This is a genomic window from Streptomyces sp. NPDC001515, assembly GCF_053597115.1.
In genome coordinates this window covers 165,116-184,767 of record NZ_JBSFHN010000015.1, presented here as the reverse complement: position 1 = coordinate 184,767, position 19,652 = coordinate 165,116, and the positions used below count along the sequence as shown (strand labels likewise).

The 19,652-nt window shown below is 71.9% G+C and carries 19 protein-coding genes; 6 read left to right on the top strand and 13 right to left on the bottom strand.

All coding sequences use genetic code 11. From position 1 onward, the window contains the following. Nucleotides 1–134: 134 nt before the first annotated feature. The 3 genes from ACWCXC_RS18105 to ACWCXC_RS18095 are packed head-to-tail and all read right to left on the bottom strand — an operon-like array spanning nt 135 to nt 2,353. A complete protein-coding gene (locus ACWCXC_RS18105) occupies nt 135–806 on the bottom strand; it encodes an SAM-dependent methyltransferase (RefSeq protein WP_450889782.1) in 672 nt (223 codons plus the stop codon). Continuing rightward, nucleotides 803–1,870: an NAD(P)/FAD-dependent oxidoreductase gene (locus ACWCXC_RS18100; RefSeq protein WP_450889780.1), complete on the bottom strand. Its 1,068-nt coding sequence runs from the start codon at nt 1,868–1,870 to the stop codon at nt 803–805. Before ACWCXC_RS18100 ends, ACWCXC_RS18105 begins: the two co-directional genes overlap by 4 nt. A gap of 15 nt (nt 1,871–1,885) precedes the next feature. Continuing rightward, a complete protein-coding gene (locus tag ACWCXC_RS18095) occupies nt 1,886–2,353 on the bottom strand; it encodes an ATP-binding protein (RefSeq protein WP_450889778.1) in 468 nt (155 codons plus the stop codon). 111 nt (nt 2,354–2,464) lie between these two features. On the opposite strand from ACWCXC_RS18095, the gene ACWCXC_RS18090 reads away from it, so the two are divergent. Then, nucleotides 2,465–3,286 (top strand): helix-turn-helix domain-containing protein, encoded by an 822-nt coding sequence (locus ACWCXC_RS18090; protein WP_450889776.1) that lies wholly within the window; start codon nt 2,465–2,467, stop codon nt 3,284–3,286. After that, on the top strand, nt 3,283–3,549 hold the full coding sequence (locus ACWCXC_RS18085; protein WP_450680350.1) for a DUF397 domain-containing protein: 267 nt from the start codon (nt 3,283–3,285) through the stop codon (nt 3,547–3,549). The genes ACWCXC_RS18090 and ACWCXC_RS18085 overlap by 4 nt, the downstream gene beginning before the upstream one ends. On the opposite strand, the gene ACWCXC_RS18080 is transcribed toward ACWCXC_RS18085, so the two are convergent. Both ACWCXC_RS18080 and ACWCXC_RS18075 read right to left on the bottom strand, forming a co-directional pair. Beyond that, complete coding sequence (locus ACWCXC_RS18080) at nt 3,530–4,525, bottom strand: GDSL-type esterase/lipase family protein (RefSeq protein ID WP_450889774.1); 996 nt, start codon at nt 4,523–4,525, stop codon at nt 3,530–3,532. The genes ACWCXC_RS18085 and ACWCXC_RS18080 overlap by 20 nt on opposite strands. A 193-nt stretch (nt 4,526–4,718) precedes the next feature. Further along, nucleotides 4,719–5,636, bottom strand: a complete 918-nt coding sequence (locus ACWCXC_RS18075) for a DMT family transporter (protein ID WP_450889772.1) — start codon at nt 5,634–5,636, stop codon at nt 4,719–4,721. A gap of 73 nt (nt 5,637–5,709) precedes the next feature. Between ACWCXC_RS18075 and ACWCXC_RS18070 the strand changes: the two genes are divergently transcribed. Continuing rightward, a complete protein-coding gene (locus ACWCXC_RS18070; protein WP_450889770.1) occupies nt 5,710–6,624 on the top strand; it encodes a LysR family transcriptional regulator in 915 nt (304 codons plus the stop codon). A gap of 10 nt (nt 6,625–6,634) precedes the next feature. On the opposite strand, the gene ACWCXC_RS18065 is transcribed toward ACWCXC_RS18070, so the two are convergent. From ACWCXC_RS18065 to ACWCXC_RS18055, 3 genes are all read right to left on the bottom strand, one after another. Next, nucleotides 6,635–7,312 (bottom strand): class I SAM-dependent methyltransferase, encoded by a 678-nt coding sequence (locus ACWCXC_RS18065; protein WP_450889768.1) that lies wholly within the window; start codon nt 7,310–7,312, stop codon nt 6,635–6,637. A gap of 118 nt (nt 7,313–7,430) precedes the next feature. Further along, nucleotides 7,431–8,684: a hypothetical protein gene (locus tag ACWCXC_RS18060; RefSeq protein ID WP_450889766.1), complete on the bottom strand. Its 1,254-nt coding sequence runs from the start codon at nt 8,682–8,684 to the stop codon at nt 7,431–7,433. 199 nt (nt 8,685–8,883) lie between these two features. Next, nucleotides 8,884–9,549: a TetR/AcrR family transcriptional regulator gene (locus tag ACWCXC_RS18055; protein ID WP_450889764.1), complete on the bottom strand. Its 666-nt coding sequence runs from the start codon at nt 9,547–9,549 to the stop codon at nt 8,884–8,886. Between the two features lie 155 nt (nt 9,550–9,704). Here ACWCXC_RS18055 and ACWCXC_RS18050 point away from each other — a divergent pair, with 155 nt between their 5' ends. Beyond that, on the top strand, nt 9,705–10,793 hold the full coding sequence (locus ACWCXC_RS18050; RefSeq protein ID WP_450889762.1) for a zinc-binding dehydrogenase: 1,089 nt from the start codon (nt 9,705–9,707) through the stop codon (nt 10,791–10,793). Between the two features lie 126 nt (nt 10,794–10,919). Here the strand turns inward: ACWCXC_RS18050 and ACWCXC_RS18045 are convergent, their stop codons facing one another. Further along, nucleotides 10,920–12,116 (bottom strand): glycoside hydrolase family 3 N-terminal domain-containing protein, encoded by a 1,197-nt coding sequence (locus ACWCXC_RS18045; RefSeq protein WP_450889760.1) that lies wholly within the window; start codon nt 12,114–12,116, stop codon nt 10,920–10,922. 217 nt (nt 12,117–12,333) lie between these two features. Beyond that, nucleotides 12,334–13,221, bottom strand: a complete 888-nt coding sequence (locus tag ACWCXC_RS18040; protein WP_450889758.1) for a GH25 family lysozyme — start codon at nt 13,219–13,221, stop codon at nt 12,334–12,336. 485 nt (nt 13,222–13,706) lie between these two features. Between ACWCXC_RS18040 and ACWCXC_RS18035 the strand changes: the two genes are divergently transcribed. Together ACWCXC_RS18035 and ACWCXC_RS18030 are read left to right on the top strand one after the other, a co-directional pair. Then, entirely contained in the window at nt 13,707–15,302 is a 1,596-nt protein-coding gene (locus ACWCXC_RS18035) for an adenosine deaminase family protein (RefSeq protein ID WP_450889756.1), read from the top strand. A 325-nt stretch (nt 15,303–15,627) separates the two neighbouring features. Next, complete coding sequence (locus ACWCXC_RS18030) at nt 15,628–16,119, top strand: hypothetical protein (RefSeq protein ID WP_450680339.1); 492 nt, start codon at nt 15,628–15,630, stop codon at nt 16,117–16,119. Between the two features lie 95 nt (nt 16,120–16,214). On the opposite strand, the gene ACWCXC_RS18025 is transcribed toward ACWCXC_RS18030, so the two are convergent. From ACWCXC_RS18025 to ACWCXC_RS18015, 3 genes are read right to left on the bottom strand one after another with little or no spacing between them, the layout of a single operon-like run. Further along, a complete protein-coding gene (locus ACWCXC_RS18025) occupies nt 16,215–17,633 on the bottom strand; it encodes a GH1 family beta-glucosidase (RefSeq protein ID WP_450889753.1) in 1,419 nt (472 codons plus the stop codon). 33 nt (nt 17,634–17,666) lie between these two features. After that, nucleotides 17,667–18,671, bottom strand: coding sequence for an ABC transporter ATP-binding protein (locus ACWCXC_RS18020; RefSeq protein WP_450680337.1), 1,005 nt, complete (start codon nt 18,669–18,671; stop codon nt 17,667–17,669). Then, nucleotides 18,668–19,648 (bottom strand): ABC transporter permease, encoded by a 981-nt coding sequence (locus ACWCXC_RS18015; RefSeq protein ID WP_450680336.1) that lies wholly within the window; start codon nt 19,646–19,648, stop codon nt 18,668–18,670. The genes ACWCXC_RS18020 and ACWCXC_RS18015 overlap by 4 nt, the downstream gene beginning before the upstream one ends. Nucleotides 19,649–19,652 lie beyond the last annotated feature (4 nt).

Genomic DNA, 19,652 nt, shown 5'->3' with positions numbered 1-19,652 from the left:
GTGGCGGGGGGCGGTCCCCCCACAACACCACCCCCTGTGGCCCTCCCAGCCACAATTACTTTTCTTTTTGGGGGGGGGGGGGGGCGGCGGCCCCGCCCCCCCACCCCCTCACCACCCCACCTGCTGATCCCCCGTCAGCGGCGGCGTACCTTGAGGGCGTTGTCGGTACGGGTGACGGGGTTGCCGTCCGGGTCGTTCTGGACCCGCTCGTGCTCGGCGCTGAGCAGGACGTCCCATTCCCCCTCGGGGAGTTCGAGGGAGGCCAGCACCTCGTCGGTGGTGGGCAGCTCCATGTCCGCGTGGTCGTGGTCCCAGGGCGGGAAGCCCGCGTGGCCGACGATCAGGAGGACGCCGCCGGGGGCGACGGCCCGCGCGGCGCGGCGCAGGATCTCCTCGCGGGGCAGGTCGCCCATGGAGTGCAGGAACTGCGCCGAGACCAGGTCGTACTCCCCCTCGGGGAAGGAGACCCCGAGGTCGTGGAACTGCCAGTCGATCCGGTCCGCGACGCCCGCCTCCGCGGCGTGCTCGGCGGCCCTGCCCAGCGCGACGCGCGAGATGTCGGTGGCGGTGACCTGCCAGCCCCAGCGGGCCAGCCAGACGGCGTCCGCGCCCTCCCCGCAGCCGAGGTCGAGCGCCCGGCCCGGGGTCATGCCCTCCACCTCGCGGACGAGGACGGTGTTCGGGTTGCCGCTCCAGATGCGGTGGCTCTCCCGGTAGCGCGCGTCCCACAGCTCGGCGTCGGACGGCTGTGCGCCCTCGGACGACTGCGTGGCGCCGGACGGCTCTGCGGTGCGGTCGGTGGTCATCGGGTCCCCTCCAGTACGTTGCGGTCCAGTCCGTGGCGGCGGTCTCCCGTCACCGTCTCGCACACCTCGCGCTCGGCGTGGGCGGAGAAGGGCGCGCGGCGGGCCTCGACCGCGCGCCGGGTGTCGTCGGCGATCAGGTCGCCGTTGATGGCGGCCCCGGCCTTGAGCCCGGCCGCGGCGGCGACGATGACCTGGTCCATCAGGCTGGCGACGTTACCCGCCACCCACACCCCCGGCACCTCGGTGGCCCCGGCCGGATCGGCCGCGATGTACGTGCCGAGGGTCTGCCCGCCCGCCTCCAGCGGTACGGGGCGCAGCCCCAGCCCCTCCAGTACGCCGGAGCGCGCGGTGAACCGGGACTGCACGACCACCGCCTCGCGCGGCACGACCCGCCCGCCGGCCAGCACCACCCCGGCGATCCGGCCGCCGGACGCCTCCAGCCCGGTCACCTCGCCGTCGACCACGGCGACGCCCCGCGCGGCCAGCTCCTCGTACTCCTCCTCCGTCGGTTCGTACGCGTCGTGGAGGAAGAGCGTGACGTCCGCGCTCCACTGCCGCCACATCAGCGCCTGGTGAACGGCCATCGACGTGACCGCCAGCACGCCGATCGCCGCGTCCCGCACCTCCCAGCCGTGGCAGTACGGGCAGTGCAGCACGCCCTCGCCCCAGTGTTCGGCCAGCCCCGGCACCGCCGGCAGTTCGTCGGTCAGCCCGGTCGTGACCAGCAGGCGGCGCGCGGTGACCGCCGTGCCGTCCGCCCGTACGACCCGGAAGCCGTCCCCGCCCGGCAGCCGCTCCGCCGAGACGGCCTCGCCCTCCTCCACCTCGACCCCGTACGCGGCCACCTCCTCGCGCCCGATCGCCAGCAGTTCGGCGGGTGGGGCGCCCTCCCGGCCCAGGTAGTTGTGCACGTGCGACGCGGGCGCGTTGCGCGGGCTTCCCGCGTCGATCACCAGCACCGACCGCCGGGCCCGCCCCAGGGCCAGCGCCCCGCTGAGACCGGCGGCCCCGCCGCCGATCACCACCACGTCGTACGCCTGCGTCTGTGTTTCCGTGTTACTCATCCGAAGCACCTCCATCTACGAGAGATGGTGCGCACTCGGGCCCGATTCGGCAAAGATCATTGCCGGAACGGCAAACTCGCACCAGACGATCTTCCCCGGGTTCCGGTCCCCCACCCCCCACGCGTCCGCCAGCGCCGACACCAGCACCAGCCCCCGCCCGCCCTCGTCGTCCCCGGTCGGCAGCGGCCCGCCCGGCCGGACCTCCGGCACCTCCCCGTCGCCGCTGTCATGCATCTCCACCCGGAGCCGCCCGTCCACCCGCTCCCAGAACAGCATCACCCGGAACCCCCGCCCCGGCGGCACCCCGTGCACGAGTGCGTTCGTCGCCAGTTCGCTCACGCAGAGCACCACGTCATCGGTATTCACTTCGCACGCCCACTCGTCCAGCGCCGCCCGCACGAACCTCCGTACGAGTGGGATCGACCTGCGCTCGCGCCGGTAGAACGCGTCGCGGAAGTGGGGGAGTTGAGTTGTCTCGTTCACGAGACGAACGTCACACACCGTCACTACGGTTGATCAGTGCGTCAGGTCGTACAGGTCGCCTGTACGACCGCTGACGGGTCAGCGGGAACCCGTTACGGGGAGAGGTTCGGCATGCCGTCAGCAAAGAAGACCAAGCGCGTCACGTCCTGGCATCTCATCGGTGCCCAACTCGCCATGTTCCGCAAGGCGGCGGGCCTCACGCAGGCCGCCCTCGCGGAACGGCTGAACGTCGGCGAGGACACGATCGCGTCCGTTGAGCAGGGGCGGCGGCCCCTTCAGCTCGATCTGGCGATCCTGCTCGATGAGTTGCTGGATACGAAGGGGGCGTTGGCGGTCGCGGTCGGCAGGGTGCCGCAGAAGGAGCGGTTCCCCGCGTTCGTCCAGGACTTCATCGACTACGAGCAGGAAGCGGTGACGCTGCTCTCGTACCAGAACCAGGTGGTTCCCGGCCAGCTCCAGACCGAGGCGTACGCACGGTTCGTGTTCTCGTGTCTCTACCCTCCCATTGAGGAGGACCAGCTGGAGGAGTGGGTAGCCGCACGACTGGACCGGCAGCGACTACTCACCCGCAAACCTCGCCCGATGCTGCACTTCATCCTGGAGGAGAGCATCTTGCGCAGCCGGATCGGAGATCCGGTCGTTTTACGTGAGCAGATCAGGCACCTCCGCGCGTGTGCGGAGCTCCCCTTCATCGGCTTCCAGATCATGCCGCTGACGACGCCCGGCCATGCCGTTCTTGCGGGCCCCATGGTGTTGCTGGAGACACCGGACCACGATCATCTCGCCTACATCGAAGGCCAGTTGACCAATGTGCTGCACGATGACCCGGACGACGTCAGTGTGCTCCTGCAGAAGTATGGGATGCTGCAGTCGCAGGCGCTCTCCCCTGCGGAGAGCGTGCGCCTACTGGACAGACTGCTTGGAGAGACATGAACCGCGCAGCACACCGCACTGGCCTCACCTGGTTCAAGTCCAGCTACAGCGGCAGCGAAGGCGGCGACTGCCTCGAAGTCGCGTATGAGTGGCACAAGTCCAGTTACAGCAGCGACCAAGGCGGCGATTGCGTAGAGGTCGCCGCCCACCCCGCCGCCGTCCACGTCCGTGACTCCAAGGTCACCGACGGCCCCGTCCTGACGGTCCCCCCGCGCGCGTGGGCAGCGTTCCTCGCGGCGAGGGTCACGTCAGCAGGCTGCTGAGGAACGGCACCAGCCGGTCGGCGATCAGCCGGTCGTCCCGGGCCGAGGCGTGTCCGTCGCATCCGAGGAAGTCCAGGCCGGACGTGTCGAGGAACCAGTAGTGGACCCCGCTGTCGCCGGCGTCGTTGCAGGCGTCGACCACCTGCCGGACGTGCTCGGCGTTTCTGTCGAAGCCGACGGCCACGAGGGCCGTGCCGGGACCGTAGCGCGTCCGCAGTGTGCCGAGGAACTCACCGTAGGCGGCGCGGTAGGCGGCAGCGAGGGAATCCGGGGTCCACGGCTCATCGGGGGTGAGGTCGGTGAAGTCGTTGGAGCCGAGGTTCACCACCACGATCTGGGGACGCCAGCTCCCCGGGTTCCGCCAGACGTCGCCCTCCACGCTCAGCAGGGCGCGGTCGTAGTGGGTCCGGTACGTGAGGTCCGGGCAGATACCGGCGACGTTGCGCACCATGCCGAGGCCGGAGAGACCGTTGATCTGGTAGTCGGCGTCCAGTCGCCGGGCCGCCAGCGCACCGTGGCTCACGTCGGTGTTGGTGGTCCGCTTGAGCTGCTCCGGATCGCAGACGCGGGTACCCGAGACATTGCCGTAGCCCACGGTCAGGGAGTCCCCGATGAACTCGATCTGGCGGTCCCGCGGCGGCGGCTTGCTCAGTACGGCGCCTCCGGGCGCGGCGACGAAGCCTCCGAACGTGCTGATGTCCCCCGGGGTGTCGTTGCGTTTGACGACCCGGACCGTGTGCTCGCCGTCCCGAAGGCCGTCGATCCAGTGCGTCGTGTCGCCGGGCGTGATCAGGGTGGCGACGGTGGTCCCGTCGATCTGGATGTCGTAGTCGGCGGCGGCGCAGTCGAGCACCACCCCGACGCCGGTCCCCCGGAAGCGGCCCTCGAAGTACACCCCGGGCCAGCTGAACTGCACGGTCTCGCCGCCGGCCTTGACCCGTCCCGCGGTGTGCACCTGCTCGAAGAAGCTCGTCACGTGCGCCCGCTCCACCGCGCCGGGCGCCGCCGCACGCTCTCGTCCCGGTTCCGGGGCCCTCTCTCCGAACGTCATCCGTGTGCCTTCTCTCCGGCCCTGTCGCGCATCGGTGGGTCACGGCCGAACGTCCGTCATTCCGTCCCTGCGTGTCAACCGACTTATTGATCCGTCCCCGCAGGCAGCGGGGCCGGCTTCAGGAGTGGTGGCGCGGCAGGTTGCCGAGGGGCGGGGACCGGACCGGAACCGGCGGGGCCGGGCTGCGGCGCTTGTTGAGGAGGACGAGGCCGGCGATGGTGATGAGTCCGCCGAGCAGCGCGACGGGGCGCGGTTGCTCGCCGAGCCAGAGGTAGGACGCGGCGAGCGTGACGGCGGGGACGAGGTAGAGCGCGGCGGTGGCGGCGGTGACGCTGAGCCGGGCGACGGCGTAGCCCCAGACGACGAAGCCGGCCGCCGAGGGCAGAAGGCCGAGGAAGACGACCGCCGCCGTCGCACCGGCCGGGGCGTCGAGCACGGCCGAGACCGTACTGGGGGCGAGGGGGACGAGAAGGACGGTCCCGGCCCACATGGCGTACGCGGCAACTTCGAGACCGGTGTAGCGGTGCAGCAGGGGCTTGATCGTCAGGTTGTAGACGGCCTGGCTGCACGCGGCGGCGAGGACGGCCCATGCCGCGGCCGTGTATCCGCTCTCCTTGCCGGACACGCCGACGAGAGCCGCGCCGGCGAGCGCGACGAGTGTTCCGCCGGCCTTGGCCGGGGTGAACCGTTCACCCAGGAAGCAGGCCGCCAGTACGGCGCTCATCGCGGGGACCGAGGCCACGATCAGGCTGGCGGTGCCGGCGGGTACATGGACCTCCCCCCAGTTCAGCAGGAGCTGGTAGGCGCTCATCCCGGTACCGCCCGCGAGGGCGATGCGCCAGAGATCGGCGCGCTCGGGGCGGCGCACACCCAGCGCCGGGGCGACGGCCGCGAGGGCGAGGGAGGCGACGGCGAGGCGGAGGAAGGACAGCTGGGCCGGTCCGTAGCCCTCCAGCGCCACCCGGATCGCGGGGAAGGCGGTGGCCCACAGCAGCACGGTGGCGGCCAGGGCGAACAGGGTCTTGTTGAGCTTCACCCTGTCGACCCTGCCCGGTCATATACATTAGGTCCAGTTACCTTTTCCTTGCTTACCAGGTAGGAGATCTTTCTTGTTGGATGTCCGCCGACTTCGCGTACTGGTCGAGTTCGCCTCGCAGGGCACGGTTGCCGCCGCAGCCCGTGCCCTGCACCTCACCGGCCCGGCCGTGTCCCAGCAGCTGTCCGTGCTGGAGAAGGAAGCGGGGGTGCCACTCCTGGAGAAGCGGGGACGCACCCTCCACCTCACCGGCGCGGGGCAGCGCCTCGTGGACCACGCGCATGTCCTCCTCGGCAACCTCGCCGCCGCCGAATCGGATCTGGCGGCACTGCGCCAGGGCGAACGCGGCACGGTCCGCGTCGCCGCCTTCGCCTCCGCCGCCCGCGCGATCGCCCCCGCCCTCTGGCCCGAGCCCGGCACGGCGCCGGTCCCGGAGGAGCCCGCCGTGTTCCTGGTCGAACACGAGCCCCCGGCCGCCGAGGCCGCTCTCGTCCGCCGCGAGGTCGACATCGCGGTCACCCACTCCTACAGCCTGCTTCCCCGGCCGCTTCCCGCAGGATGCGAGCAGACAGCTCTGTTCGAGGAACCCGTGCATCTCGTCCTGCACCCAGCCGACGCCGCCGACCACCGACTCGCTCCCGGTGCACCGGCAGATCTGCGCCGGTTGGCCGATGCCCCGTGGCTCCTCCCCGGCCCCGAGACGGCCTGCCACGAGATGACACAACGCGCCTGCGGAGCCGCAGGCTTCGTCCCGCGAGCCGTGGCGGTGGCGGGCGACTTCGCCGTTCTGACGGCCCTGGTCGCCCGACGCGCAGGAGTCGCCCTCATTCCCCGCATGGCGTTGCCGGCGCCCGGACCGGACCTGAGCGTGCACACCCTGCGCGTGCCGGTCCACCGGAGCGTCCATGCCCTCCATCGCTCGGGTACGGGTGGGCAGCCCGGCATCCGGCACGTTCTCGACCGCCTCGCCGCGCCCCTCGACGGCTGAGGTCCACGGATCACGCGGCGCGGGTCGCCGCGAGGTGGATCCGGCGGGTCGGGATCTCGTTCTCGTACGCCTCGCGGACCGTGCAGGTGTCGACGCGGAAGGACGCGTACCCGGCCGCGCGGCGGAGCTCGTACTCCGTGAACTCCGCCCAGTAGACCCGCAGGTCGCCGCCGAGCGGATCGTTGGTCACCCCGTCGTGCGTGCCTTCCTTCGCCACGACGAGGAGCTGGCCGCCGGGGCGGAGGGCGGCGGCCCACGAGGCGAGGGTCGCGGGGAGTTCGGTGCGGGGCTGGTCGTGGAGGGCGTAGTAGGCGACGAGGCCGTCCAGGGGCTCGGTGATCGTCCGCTGGTCCTGGACGGCGAACCGGCAGCCGGGCCGTTCCCGGCGGGCGAGGGCGACGCAGCGCGGGGAGAGGTCGATGCCGAGGACGTCGAGGCCCCGGTCCGTCAGGAACTGGGTGACGTGGCCGCAGGGGCCGCAGCCGGCGTCGTACACCCGGCCGCCCGGGACGACCCGCCCGGCGAACGCGCCCAGGGCCTCCAGGTCGAACGGCTTGGTCTCCAACTCGTCCCGGAACAGCCGGAGATACAGGTCGGCGCGGGCGTCCCAGGTGCGGACGACATCGGCGGCGGAGCCGGGAACGGGCGCGGGGGCGGGGGCGGGGGCAGGGGACGTCGTCTCTGGCATGGCCCCAACCTACGGCCGCGCCCGGTGCCGTGGGCCGGGAGGGGATGCGCGGGAGCCCCGCACGGGAGCCGGGCGGACCCGGTCCCGTGCGGGGCGCGCGTTCACGGAGCGGGGGTCGTCAGACCACGGTCATGGTGTACGTACCCGTGCCGTCCTGCCGGCCGCTGGAGTACTGGCGGATCTGCTCGCCGTCGGCGTAGCGGTCGTGGCCGGCCATGGAGCCGGAGTACTTGTTCTGGATGCCGACCTTCGTGCTGCCGGGCACGTCGCGGTAGATGTAGAAGCGCTGGAGGTCGTCCTCCACGCAGGAGGCCGTGGTCAGGACGGCCAGTTCCTGGTTGGCGGTGGCTGCGGGGACGGTGGCGCATCCGCCGTTGCCCCAGTTCCACAGGGATGCCTCGATGACCCCGTTGGACTCCGTGACGTTGCAGAGCTTCCAGTTGTCCAGGTGGGCGCTGAGGAAGCTGGATTCGCGCAGGCGGATGCCGTCGCCGGGCAGGAGCGGTGCGCTCCAGTTGAGGGGCTTGCCGGGGACGTCGATCTTGTAGACGGCGGCCTGGCAGTTCAGGGCGGCCAGTGGGGCGGGGGCCGGGTTCGCGGTGGCCCGCGCGGTCCGGGCCTCGGCGGCCTGCTCGGCCCGGGCGGCCTTCCGCGCCTCGGCGGCCTTCGGGGACGGGACCGCACCGGCCGGGTGGGTCGCGGTGGCGAGGGCGGAGCCGCAGTCCAGGAGGTCCTGCGCCTTGCGCATGATGCTGCCGGCCGGGACCGTGTCCTCGCAGCGCACCGCGCCCTCTTCCAGGGTGGTGTACGTGGTGAAGCTCCCCGCGCCTCCGCCCTCGACCCACTTCAGGGCCCAGCTGCCGTCCGCCTGCTGGACGCGGTTGCAGTTGAGGCTGCCGTAGGTGCCGGTGACCTTCTTGGTGCCCTTGTAGAGGCCGTAGTAGCCCGGACTGGCGAAGTTCCAGGTGACCTCCGTCGCGGCGGTGTTGGTGGAGGTGTACTCCAGCTGCACGTTGAGGCCCACGGTCGCGCCGGCCTTCGTGAGGGCGAGCTGGGGGAAGGCGCCTTCGACGTTGCCGGAGGCGTTGCCGCCCACGGTCACCTTGATGACCGTCTGGACGGTCGTGGTGACCTTCTGGGTGCCGGTCGAGCCCTCGGTGACGTACCAGCCCTTGAAGTGGGTGATGACCGGGGTCACTTCGGTGCTCTTGATGTACGGGTGCCGGGTGCCGAGGTCCGCCGCCGTACAGGCCCCGCCGGGCTCGGCGTCCGCCGCGACGGCGGGTGCGGCGGCGTCCCCGGCGGGCGCGGCGGCGGCCGGTGAGACGGCAAGTCCCACGGTGGCCACGGCGGCCGAGGCGGCACAGGCCATGAGTGTCTTCCCTGAGCGGCGGACGGAGCTTGTGGGGCGCATCGTTGCCTTTCCTCCTGGCTGACTGTGTTCGGTCCGCAGCCGAACGTAGCGGCCGGGGCGGTGGCGGCGTGAGCCCCCAACGGGCCAAAAGCGATCATGGAGGGGCCTATTCCGCCCCTGCGCAGGGGCGGCTCCGGGGGCGCGCGGGCAACGCGGATCAGCCCGCGGCCGGGATCAGCCAGGACGGCAGCAGGGCGTTCGCGGCGGAGACGAAGAGGCGGCGGTCGCGGGGGGCCGGAAGGGCGAGCCAGGCTTCGACGATGCCGGCCTCGCCGTGGGCGAGGAAGCGGCTGGCGGCCTCCACGCGCCAGGCGAGGGAGCCCTCGTCGCCCGGGACCGCCTCGGGCTCGCGCTCCAGGAGCGTGCTGACCGAGACGGTGAAGTGCTCGACGAGCAGATGGTGGAGGACGGCGCTGCGGTGGCCGGTCAGACCCACCGTGTACAGGGCGTCGTGGCGTTCCAGGTGGTCCAGCAGCGCGCCCGACGCCCGCTCCCAGACCTCGTGCACGGGCAGGGTGCCCGCCAGGACGTCGGTGATCCATCCGGCCCGGACCCGGTCCAGCTCCTCGTACAGCACCTGTTCGAGGATCGTCGCCGGGCTGGTGGCGTGCTTGTAGAAGGTGGTGCGGTTGACGCGGGCCTCGCGGACCAGGTCCGCGACCGCGATCTCCTCCACCGGACGCTCGGAGGCGAGCCGCAACACGGCCTCGCGCAGCCGGTCGCGGGTGCGCCGGACGCGGACGTCGAGCGCCGCGTCACCGCCGGCCGGCCCCCGGCCGTCGGCGTAGGGCGGCGAGGGCTGGTTCGAAGGCTGTCCCGACACGGTCGCAGCCTATCGCACGCCTCTCACATGCATTAATCAACATGTGTCTCTTTTCTTTTGGGCGATCCGGTGCCACAATCAGAAACGTGGCAGAGCGGCCCGAGAGCTGACATTTCGGCCGTGCCACCTATCGGACGGACGAAGGAAGCAACACCATGAAGGCATCTGTCACCAAGGGTCTGGGCCAGGGTTTCGTCGTCGAGGAGATCGACATCGCCGATCCGGTCGGGCATGAGGTACGCGTCCGGGTGCAGGCCTCCGGCCTGTGCCACTCGGACCTGAGCGTCGCCACGTTCATCGGCGGCGAGTTCCCCGTCGTCCTCGGCCACGAGGTCGCCGGTGTGGTCACGGAGACCGGCCCCGAGGTCACCCAGGTCAAGGCCGGCGACCACGTCGTCGGCAGCCTCATCCAGTACTGCGGCTCCTGTGTGAACTGCCTCAGCGGCCGCACGCACATCTGCCTGCGCCCCGAGGCGACCCTGCGCGCCGCCGGCCAGGCCCCCCGGCTGAGCTGGAACGGTGCACCGGTGGCCCAGGGCATGGGGCTCGGCGGCTTCGCGCAGGAGACGCTCATCCACGAGAACCAGCTGGCCGTCGTCCCGCAGGACATGCCGTGGGCCCCCGCCGCACTGATCGGCTGCGGCGTGCTCACCGGCGCCGGCGCCGTCCTCAACAGCGCCGACGTCCGCCAGGGCGACACCGTCGTGGTCATCGGCGCGGGCGGCGTGGGGATGAACGCGGTCAGCGGGGCCCGGATCGCCGGGGCCGGCACGATCATCGTGACCGACATCGAGGACGCGAAGCTGGAGCGCGCCAAGGCGTTCGGCGCGACCCACGTCGTCAACTCCCGTACGGTCGACCCGGTCGAGGCCGTCCGCGACATCACCGGCCAGGGCGCGGACCACGTCTTCGACTTCGTCGGCGTCCGCCCGGTGACCGCCCAGGGCATGCAGATGCTCGGCAAGGGCGGCGGGCTCTACCTGATCGGCGTCGGCGGCATGGACGCGGGCATCGACGTCTCCGCACTGACCGCGCTGAGCAACTCGCAGAAGGTCCAGGGCGTCTACATGGGCTCCTCGAACCTCAAGCGCGACATCCCGTTCTACGCCTCGATGTACCTCCAGGGCCGGATGAACCTGGACGACCTCGTCTCCAAGGAGATCGGGCTCGGTGACATCGAGCAGGGCTACGAGTCGCTGAAGGACGGGACGACCGCCCGCGTCGTCATCACCGACTTCTCCTGAGCCGGGACGCCCGCAACGGGGTGTGACGGATGTGCGCGGATGTGCGCAGGGGCCGTACGGACGTCTCCGTACGGCCCCTGCGGCGTGACTCCCCCGGGGCGTGACTCCCCCGCGACCCGCCCCCGTCTACAGCCCGGCCCGCAGTGCGTTGACGCGTGCGGCGGCCGCGTCGAAGCGGGTGCCGTCGAGGGCGCCGGAGGCCAGGGCATCGCTGAGGGCGGTCACCGCCGTGTCGCCCTGGGAGACGCTGCGCGAGGAGCAGAGGACGAGGTCCATGCCCGCGGAGGCCGCCGCGACCGCGCGCTGCGCGGTCGTGCCAAAGGACTGGAGCGCGCCGGCCTCCAAGGCGTCGGTGATCGTGACGCCGGTGTAGCCGAGGCGGTCGCGCAGTTCGGCGACGACCGCCGGGGAGAGTCCGGCCGGGCGCGCGGGGTCCAGCGCGGTGTAGATCGCCCACGAGAGCATGACGAGCTTCACTCCGGCCGCGACGGCGTCCCGGTACGGCACCTCGTCCACCCCGCGCAGCGTGGCCGCCGACGTGGTGAGGGTGACGGAGCGCAGGTCCGTGTTCTGGCTCGCCGAGGCGGGGCCGAGGCCCGGGAAGTGCTTCGCGGTGGCGGCGACCCCGACGTCCTGCTGCGCGCGGATGAACGCCGTACCGCAACTGGCCACCGCGGCGGCCGACTTGCTGTAGGAACGCTCGTACTGGTCGGTGAAGTCACCGGTCTTGCGGTACACGTCGAGGACCGGCGCGAGGTTGACGTTCATGCCGACGCCCGCGAGGTTCATCCCCGCGCCGCCGCCGGTGAAGTCGGCCCACTGGAGGGGGTCGGCGGAGGCGCCGACGTCCTTGGCGGACATCACCGGCTCTCCCGGCAGCCGACGGACCACGCCGCCCTCCTGGTCGGTCATCAGGAGCAGCGGGGCCTGCACCGGGGAGTTGGCGTGCGCGGCCTTCATCGAGCGGACGACGCCCTCGATCTGGGTCAGGTTCTCGATGTTCTCCCCGAAGAAGATCACCCCGGCCGTGCGCCCCTGCTCGATGGCGTTCATCAGCGAGGCCGGAGGGGTGAGCCCGGGGTAGGAGTGGATGACGCACTGCCCGGCGCGCTGCTGGGGGGTCAGGGCGGCGACGGCGGCCGGGGGGCGGGCGGCTTCCGGGGGCCGTACGGCTTCCGGGTTCCGGGCGTTCCCCGGGGGCCGTACGTGCTCCGATGTCCGTGCGGCGGCCTGGGCGGCGGCCGTCGCTCCGAGTCCGCCGGCCAGGGCCGCGGCTCCGGCGGCGAGGGCGGCGCGCCTGCTGAGGGATGGCGTGGGGTCCATGGTGTGCTCCTTCGTCGGCGGTCGTGGAGCCGGGCGGGCGGGCCGTGCTCCACACGCGGGCCCGGCGTGGACGCCGTGGGGGCGTACACGGGGGTAACGGGCCCGGGGCTCCCCGCGCACGGGCCGCAGCGGCCGGGGTGGCACGGCCGCTGCGGCCCGCACGGTTCTCGCGCGGGACGCGGCTCCCCGAGGGGTGACCACGTCCCGCGTCACACCGTCACGGCGTGTTGTTGGCCAGGGCGAGCAGCCGGGAGCGGTCGCCGCCGAAGCGGTCGCGGTCGACGGCGCCCGAGATGCCGCTCACCGATCCGGTGGAGCTGTACTGCCAGACCGTCCAGTACGGGAAGCCCGTCGGGATGGTCGGGTTGGTGGCCGTGGTCCAGTGGGCGACCCAGAGCGGGCTGCGGGTGGACATGCCGGTCCAGCCGCCGGTGCAGGTGTTCCACCAGCTGGGGCTGGTGTAGATCACGACGTCGCGGCCGGTGCGGGACTTGTACGTGTTGTAGAAGTCGAGGATCCACTGCCGCATGGAGGTCTGCGAGTAGCCGTAGCAGGTGCCCTCGATGTCCAGGACGCCCGGGAGCGTGAGGTTGTCGCGCGACCAGCCGCCGCCGTTGCCCGCGAAGAACGTGGCCTGGGCGGCGCCGCCGGAGACGTCCGGGCGGGCGAAGTGGTAGGCGCCCCGGATCACCCCGGCGTAGTAGGCGTTCGGGTAGTTGGTGTTGAAGTTCGGGTCCTTGTAGGTCAGGCCCTCGGTCGCCTTCATCCAGGCGAACTCGATCCCGGCGCCGCGCACCGAGGTCCAGTTGATGGAGCCCTGCCACTTGGAGACGTCGATGCCGAGCGGGTTGGCCTTGACGGTGACCTCTGGCTGGGCGTCGAGGCGCAGGTTCCTGGTGTCCGGTCTGAAGGTCTGGCCGTCTTCGAGGTAGCCGACGCCCATGTACCCCTGGCCGAGGGGTACGGGGTCCTGCTTGGCGGGCGCGGCCGTGGCGGTGCCGGACATCAGTCCGAGGAGCAGCGCGGCGCTCGTGCCGAGGACACCGGCCAGGGTGAGCCGTCGACGAGTGGGGGCGAGGGAACGCGGGGTGGTCCGGGAGAACAAGGCGGCCTCCTGCTGGGTGGGGGGGGCGGATGCCGCGACAGGCCCGACCGGCCGCGCGTTGCGTCCGGATCTACGCGCGTCCAGTTGTCGCGAACACGACACAGTGAGCCACAGGCGCGGGGGTCGGGTAAAGAGCGCCCGCCTCCCATTAGTGGTCTGAACCAAAGGACGGTCCGGTGAGCTGTACAAACGACCGGTGACCGGCGGAACTTTTCCTAACTGGCGGCGGGACGACGCGCTGGAGCTTTCCCGGACCTGCGACGGGACTTCGCGGCGGGCCTTCCCGGACCGGCGCCCGCTCCCCACGCGCGAACGGGCGTCCGCCGCCCCACGCCCGGTCCACGCACGCCACCCCGCCCCCGCCCCCGCGACCACCGCCCCGCACTCGAACTGGCGGCCACCGCCCCGCACTCGATCGGGTGGACGTTCCCGCGCGGACGTGGCTCGGGGCCGCAACCGGGCACGGCGGGCGCGATCATGCGGCGGTGATCTCTTCGATTCGGACGGCACGCCGTCCCAAGTCCCCGCTCCTGGCCGGGTTCGGCGGCACGCTCGCCCTGCTGACCCTGCTCCCGGCCGTCCCCGCCACGGCCGCCGCGCCCGCGCAGGACGCCTCGCCGCGCGTGGTCACCCCGGCGGAGCGCAGGACCTCCGCGTATCTCGACTCGCTCCAGGGCCGGCCCGCCGCGCTGAAGGCGTTCTTCAAGGCGCTGCCCAAGGGCGGCGACCTCCACAACCACCTCTCGGGCGCGGCCACGACCGAGTACCTGATCAAGCTCGCGATCGACAAGGGCCTGTGCATCGACGCGACGATGACGGCGGTGGCGCCGCCGTGCGGCCCCGGGGCCCGCCCGGCAGCCGACGCGCGGACCGACGCGGCGTTCCGCCGGGAGATCGTGCGGGCCTGGTCCATGCAGGACTTCCCGGCCGGCGAGTCCGGGCACGACCACTTCTTCGACACCTTCGGCAAGTTCGGCCTGGCGACCTGGGACCGGGGCAAGCTCCTGGCGAACGTCGCCAACACCGTCGTCGCACAGAACCAGTTCTACCTGGAGACGATGGTCACCCCCGCCTCGGACAGCGCCAAGGCGCTGTCCGAGAAGGTGGGTTACGACGCCGACCTCGCCGCGTTCCACCGCAAGCTGCTGGCCGGCGGTCTGAACAAGGTCGTCGACGAGGCGGTCCGCGAGGCCGACGAGGGCGACGCGGACTTCCGCCGCACCGCGCACTGCGACACGAAGCGCCCCGACCCCGGCTGCCGGCTTCCCGTCCGCTGGATCTCCCAGGTCTCCCGGGGCAGTTCCCCGGCCCGCGTCTTCACGCAGATGGCCGTGGGCATGCGGCTCGCCGAGCGCGACCCGCGTTTCGTCGCCGTCAACCTCGTCCAGCCCGAGGACTGGGACAGCTCGCTGGAGAACTACAGCCTCCAGATGCGGATGCTGAAGTACCTGCGCGGCCAGTACCCCGGCGCCCATCTCACCCTGCACGCCGGTGAGCTGGCCCCCGGCCTCGTCAAGCCCGAGGACCTGACCTTCCACATCAACGAGGCCGTCCGCGTCGCCGGCGCCGAGCGCATCGGCCACGGCGTCGACCTCGTCCACGAGGACAACTGGCGCGACCTGGCCCGCACGATGGCCCGCCGCGACATCGCCGTCGAGGTCCCCTTCTCCAGCAACAAGCAGATCCTCGGCATCGCGGGCGCCGACCACCCGTTCAACGCCTACCGGCGCTACGGAGTCCCGATCGTCCTGTCCACCGACGACCCCGGCGTCTCCCGCATCGACATCAGCCACGAGTACCAGTACGCCTCCGAGACGTACGACCTCGACTACCCCACCCTCAAGGACCTGGCCCGCGCCTCCCTGGAGTACGCCTTCCGCGAGGGCCGCGGCCTCTGGACCGCCGGCTCCGCCCGCACCGGCTACCGTCCGGTCCCCGCCTGCGCCACCAGCCGCCCCGGCGCCGGCGACCCCACCCCCCGCTGCCTCGGCTTCCTCTCCGAGAACCCGAAGGCCGCCACCCAGTGGCGCCAGGAGGTGGCCTTCGCCGCCTTCGAGCGGGCCCACGGCGGACGCCGCTGACACCGAACCCCCTCTGCCGGGCCGCGGGGCACCGCCCCTGCGGCCCGGTGGTGCGTACGGACCCCGCCAAGACCTGGGCCCCGCACGCACGGCGCAGAAGCGCTGCACGGCATGCACACAACCGTGGTCACGGCGCCCATAGTCTTCGTGGCGCACAGCGGGCCTCCCCCGTCTCTCCCGCCTTGGGCGGTATGCGCCGGACCGGAGTCCCGACGAGTGAGCGTGCCCCGGCCCGTACGCGGCCACGGTGACCTCGCCCCGTGCCGGGGGCGGAACCCACGCCCGCGTCAGGTTTCCGTGTGCACACGAATCGGAGTCGTCAGCCATGCTGAAGAAGGCCCTCTGGCGCGCGGGCGCCGTCATCGCGCCCGTGCTGCTGTCCCTCGGACTGGTCACCGCACCGCCGGCCTCGGCCGAGGGATACGGGATCAACATCCCGCTCACCGTCGACACGCCGGACTTCGCGTGCGGGAAGACGTGGACCGAGCCGGTCGCCTACCACCAGTTGGTGTGGCAGTGCGACGGGAACCTGGTGCTGTACAGACAGGACCACCACGCTCTGTGGGCGAGCGGCACGTACGGCTGGTCCAACATCACCAACCCCACGACCAAGCTGAACTTCTCGCGCTACGGCTACATGTCCATCCGCGACCACAACGCCAACATCGTCTGCGCGTGGGGCGGTCCCGCCTCGGCCGGTGGGTACGTCCGGGTGCAGAGCGACGGCAATCTGGTCGTCTACACCAGCGGCGGGACCGCCGTCTGGGCGTCGGGGACGTACGACGGGCGGCAGGGGTCGGTCCACGCGTGCGGATGACCGGGACGTGCGGGTGGGCACGGCGCCACTGAGCGTGCCTCCCGCACACCGGTGCGCGCCGCCGGCACCACAGGCCCCGGACCGCTCACCTCACCTCACCTCGTCCGGGTGAGGCGGATGGTGTCGCGGTACCACTTGGCGCTGTCCTTCAGGGTCCGCTCCTGCGTGTCGTAGTCGACGCGGACGATGCCGAACCGCTTGTCGTAGCCGTAGGACCATTCGAAGTTGTCCATCAGCGACCAGGCGAAGTAGCCCCGGACGTCGGCCCCTTGGGCGCGGGCCTCGGCGACGGCGGCGATGTGGTCGGCGAGGTACGTGGTGCGGTCGGCGTCGTGGATCGCGCCGTCCTCGGAGACGGTGTCGTCGAAGGCGGCGCCGTTCTCCGTGACGACCGTCGGGAGGCCGTAGTCGTGCTCCAGGCGGACGAGCAGGTCCGTGAGGGCGTCGGGGGTGATCTCCCAGTCCATCGCGGTGCGCGGCAGGTCGCGCTCCACCTGCCGGGTGACGGGCAGGCCGTCGGCGTCGGTGGCGGCGCCGTCCTCCGTGGTGCCGGAGAACAGCGCGCCCCGGTAGAAGTTGACGCCGAGGACGTCGAGGGGGGTGGAGATGGCGGCCAGGTCGCCGTCCTCCACGGGGAGCGCGATGCCCTGGGCGGCGAGGTCGGCGACGATGTCGTCGGGGTAGGCGCCCTTGACGACGGGGTCGAGGTAGAGGCGGGCGCCGAGCCCGTCGGCGCGGCGGCATGCCTCCGCGTCCTCGGGGCTGTCGGTCTCGGGCGTCGCGGTGCCCAGGTTGAGGGTGATGCCCAGCTCCAGCGCGTTGCCCCGGGCCCCGGCCTGTTCGCGCAGGTGCCGGGCGGCGAGGCCGTGGCCGAGGAGCAGATGGTGCACGGCGTGGATCGCCTCGCCGAAGTTCTGCCGGCCGGGGGCCTGGCTGCCGTAGGCGTAGCCGAGCATGGCCGAGCACCAGGGTTCGTTGAGTGTGGTCCAGTGCGTCACCCGGTCACCGAGGGCGTCGTAGGCGAGCGCGGCGTACTCCGCGAAACGGTACGCGGTGTCGCGCACCGGCCAGCCGCCCGCGTCCTCCAGCTCCTGGGGGAGGTCCCAGTGGTAGAGGGTGATCCAGGGGGTGACGCCCTTGGCGTCCAGCTCGTCGACGAGACGCTTGTAGAAGTCCAGCCCCTTCGCGTTGGCCGGGCCCCGGCCGCCCGGCTGGATGCGCGGCCAGGCCAGCGAGAAGCGGTACGTGTCGACGCCGAGGTCCGCGATCAGCGCGACGTCCTCGGGCATCCGGTGGTAGTGGTCGCAGGCCACGTCGCCGTTCTCGCCGCGCACGACCATGCCCGGCACCCGGCAGTACGTGTCCCAGATCGACGGCGTTCTGCCGTCCTCGGCCGCCGCGCCCTCGATCTGGTACGCGGCGGTGGCGACGCCCCAGCGGAAGTCGGCGGGCAGGCCCGGGACGGCCCGGGCGGCGATCTCGCGGGCGTAGGACTGAGGGGTGACGAGGTTCATGGTTCTCCTGAGGTGTGCGGTGCTCGGGGCTGTCTAGGCGGGGGCCGGGGCCTCGTGGTGGAGCCAGCAGGCCACCGTGCGGGAGTCGTCCGAGCCGTCCGGTGCGGCGAGCACCGGGACATGGGTGTCGCAGCCCTCGGTCCGCTTGGCGCAGCGGGGGTGGAAGGCGCAGCCGGCCGGCATCGCGGAGAGGTGCGGGGGCGAGCCGGGGATGCCGCTGAGTTCGCGGCGGGGGCCGTGGAGCGCGGGGAAGGAGTGGAGCAGTCCGGCGCTGTAGGGGTGGTGCGGTTCCCGGTAGATGTCGGAGGCGCCGGCCTCCTCGACGATCCGGCCGCCGTACATGATCGCGATCCGGTCGGAGAACTCGATGAGGAGGGAGATGTCGTGGGTGATGAACACGACCGAGAAGCCGAGTTCCTCGCGGAGCCGGACGAGCTGGCGCAGGATCTGGCGCTGCATGACGACGTCGAGCGCGGTGGTGGGCTCGTCCATGATGACGATCTCGGGTTCCAGGGCGAGCGCCATCGCGATCATCACGCGCTGGCGCATGCCGCCGGAGAGCTGGTGCGGGTAGGCGCCGAGCCGGTCGGCGGAGATGCCGACGAGGTTGAGGAGTTCCCGGGCGCGTGCGGTGCGCTCGGCCTTCCTCATCTCGGGGCGGTGGGCCTGGAGGACGTCGGTGAGCTGGTTGTGGACGGTGTAGACCGGGTTCAGGGAGTTCATCGCGCCCTGGAAGACGATGGACAGCTCCTGCCAGCGGAAGGCGCGCAGTTCGGCGGCGGACATGCTGAGCAGGTCCAGCGCCTCGCCGTCGCGCGGGTGGTAGTGGACCTCGCCGCCGGTGATCACGCCGGGCGGGGAGAGCAGCCGGGTCACGGCGTAGGCGAGGGTGGACTTCCCGGAGCCGGATTCGCCCGCGAGGCCGAGGACTTCGCCCCGGTGCAGGGTCAGGTCGATGTCGCGCAGGGCGTGCACGGCGTCGTCGCCGGTGCCGTAGTCCACGTTCAGGCCGCTGATGGTGAGGACGGGCTCGCTCATGAGCGGGTCTCCTTGCGGGGCGGGGTGCCGGTACGGGCCACCGGGGTGAAGCCGACGCGCATCCTGACCTTGCGGGAGCCGCCGGTCTCGGTGCGCAGCCGCGGGTTGACGAACTCGTCGATGCCGAAGTTGATCAGCGCGAGGGACATGCCGAGCAGGGCGATGCAGAGCCCGGCCGGGACGAACCACCACCACGCGCCCTGGGCCAGTGCCTGGCTGGACTGCGCCCAGAACAGGACGGTCCCCCAGTTCCAGTTGGAGATGTCTGCGACGCCGATGAAGGCGAGGGTGATCTCGGAGAGGATCGCGAAGATGACCGTGCCGACGAAGCCCGAGGCGATGACGGCGGTGAGGTTGGGCATCACCTCGAAGACGATGATCCGCCAGGTCGGCTCGCCGGTGGCGCGGGCCGCCTCCACGTAGTCGCGGCGGCGCAGCGAGAGCGTCTGGGCGCGCAGCACGCGGGCGCCCCAGGCCCAGGAGGTGAGGGCGATGACGACGGCGATGAGCAGGTCGCCGGCGTCCGTGACGAAGCTGGCGATGATGATGATCAGCGGCAGTCCGGGGATCACCAGGAAGACGTTGGACAGCAGCGACAGCACCTCGTCGGCCAGTCCGCCGAGGAACCCGGCGGTGACGCCGATCAGCACGGACAGGGCGGTCGCGAGGATGCCCGCGACGAAGCCGACGACGAGGACGCCCCGGGTGCCGACGAGGATCTGCGAGAGCACGTCCTGACCGGTCTGCGTGGTGCCGAACCAGTGCGCACCGGACGGCGGTTGCAGCAGGTCCTGGCTCATGGTGTCGGGGTCGTACGGGGCGATCCACGGGCCGACGATCGCGATCAGCACGAAGAAGAGCAGGATGCCCAGTCCGACGACGGTCTTCCGGCCGCGCAGGAATCGGAAGCGGCGCCTGCTCGCTGCCGGGGTCTCGGCGGCGTCGAGTACGGCGGTCTCGGTTGCGGTGACGGCCACGGCC